Annotated in this window: 2 protein-coding genes and 1 pseudogene; 2 read left to right on the top strand and 1 reads right to left on the bottom strand. The window is 61.9% G+C overall.

Annotation, left to right across the window (positions count from 1 at the left end):
• Window positions 1–188, top strand: a 188-nt coding sequence (locus V0R59_RS31745) for a hypothetical protein (RefSeq protein WP_330105870.1), incomplete at its 5' end; no start/stop codon positions are given.
• 487 nt (window positions 189–675) lie between these two features.
• Window positions 676–996 (top strand): annotated as a pseudogene (locus V0R59_RS31750) (thiamine pyrophosphate-binding protein); the annotation flags it as partial.
• Here the strand turns inward: V0R59_RS31750 and V0R59_RS31755 are convergent.
• Window positions 983–1306 (bottom strand): immunoglobulin-like domain-containing protein (locus V0R59_RS31755; RefSeq protein WP_375547434.1); only part of this gene is annotated, 324 nt, incomplete at its 5' end. The pseudogene V0R59_RS31750 and the gene V0R59_RS31755 sit on opposite strands and share 14 nt — an antisense overlap.

Consider the following 1306-nt stretch of genomic DNA (forward strand, 5'->3'; position numbering starts at 1 on the left):
TTTTTTCCCGTCTCGGGACTTCAGGGTTGCAGCCTTCCAACCGACGGGCACCACGGTTTTTTCATTCCGAAGAAGTCAGCGCTGCCTGCAAGCAAGGAGCAACCCCCATGGACGCCTGCATTCCACGTTTGACCAACCAGACCTCGCCTGTCATCCCGGGCTTCGCTCTCTCCGGCGAGGAGATTTAAGCCATGGCGCGCTCAACGCTCAACGGCCTGGGACAAGGCCTCGATGGCGACAAGACCACTACCGGTGCGAGCTGCATCAGCAGCTTGCCCAACATGTCGCAGGAAGACCGGGGCGTGCTGCGTCTCGGTGACAAGACCACGCGGTGCCCTGCATCCGGCCCTACGCTGCGCTCCGGGTCCCCTCCCTCCGGTGTCTTGCAGGGGCTGCGCGGCCTACGATTTGCTTCGCAAATCTTCATCTCGCGTCTTCGGCTAACGCCGAAGGGTGCTGCGCACCTGCCCCTTCCAGACACCTCCGCTCGGCCTCCTGACGTCGCGAGGTACGGGCGGCGTCTGGACTTACGCATCTTCGACGGCAGAGTCGGCATCGCCAGGTTAGAAGCTCTTGCCCTCGCTCCTGCTTTTGCTTTTGCTCTTCTTGCGCGCCAGTTCAGACGCCACAAAGTGCGACCTCGTCAGGCCGAGTGGAGGTGCCTGTAGCGAGTATGTGTTCGGCATTCCCGGCGAGGAAAACCTCGACCTGCTGGAATCCCTGCGCAAGTCGAAGATCAAGCTGGTACTGACCCGCCACGAGCAATCCGCCGGCTTCATGGCCGCCACCTATGGCCGCCTCACCGGCAAGACCGGCGTCAGCCTGTCGACCCTCGGCCCTGGCGCGACCAACCTGGTCACCGCCGGCGCCTACGCCTACCTGGGCGGCATGCCGATGCTGATGATCACCGGCCAGAAGCCGATCAAGAAGTCCAAGCAGGGCCGCTTCCAGATCATCGACGTGTGCGCAATGATGGACCCCATCACCAAATCGACTGACCGTTGGCCAGGCTGATTACCAGCGGAGTACCGGTAACTGGCGAGGTAACCGAAGCGACGTAGGTGACCACGCCGCCTTCGACAGCGCTTGCGGTGGCGGTCAGGGTGACGGTCGACGTATCAATCGAATCTGTCACAGCGGTTACGGCCGCAGTCGGGCTGACTTCCAGATGCTCGAAGTCACCGCCGGTGGTACCGGTAATGGTCACGCTGACGTTGCCGCCATCCACATAGACGGTGTTCTGCGGAGCAGGGAAGGTAATCGAACCTTCGCTCAAGCCCTTGCCGATGGTGATGGTTTCGCCATT

Source organism: Pseudomonas ulcerans (assembly GCF_036324125.1).
GTDB lineage: Bacteria > Pseudomonadota > Gammaproteobacteria > Pseudomonadales > Pseudomonadaceae > Aquipseudomonas > Aquipseudomonas ulcerans.